Source organism: Vibrio sp. T9 (genome assembly GCF_003123985.1).
Lineage (GTDB): Bacteria > Pseudomonadota > Gammaproteobacteria > Enterobacterales > Vibrionaceae > Vibrio > Vibrio diabolicus.
In genome coordinates this window covers 1-433 of record NZ_NIGY01000071.1, presented here as the reverse complement: position 1 = coordinate 433, position 433 = coordinate 1, and the positions used below count along the sequence as shown (strand labels likewise).

The window sequence follows — 433 nt, the reverse complement described above, 5'->3', positions numbered from 1 at the left end:
ACGTTCGAACTGGTCGACGCGTTCGCGGGCGAGGATCGAGGTAAGACTCATCAGACGAATTCTTCCCCGCCGCCGGCGAGATTGATCTGGCCCGCGTCAGCGAGACGACGCGCCGTGGCCAGTACTTCCTTCTGCGCCGCATCCACCTCGGAGAGGCGAACCGGACCCTTGACCTCGAGGTCGTCGCGCAGCATGTCGGCGGCGCGCTTGGACATGTTGGCGAAGATCTTCTCGCGAATAGCCGTCTCCGCACCCTTGAGGGCGGTGATGAGGCGTGCCGACGGTACTTCGCGAAGCAACGTCTGCATGCTGCGATCGTCCAGATCGGCGAGGTCGTCGAAGACGAACATGAGCTCTTCGATGCGCTCGCCAAGACCTGTGTCGATACCACGAATGGACGCCATCAGCTCGGCTTCTCGCGCGGTCTCCATCG

The 433-nt window shown here is 62.8% G+C and carries 1 protein-coding gene; it reads right to left on the bottom strand.

Annotation, left to right across the window (positions count from 1 at the left end; translation table 11 throughout):
- Positions 1-50 precede the first annotated feature (50 nt).
- Positions 51-433, bottom strand: a 383-nt coding sequence (locus tag CBX98_RS25470; protein ID WP_277949514.1) for a FliG C-terminal domain-containing protein, incomplete at its 5' end; no start/stop codon positions are given.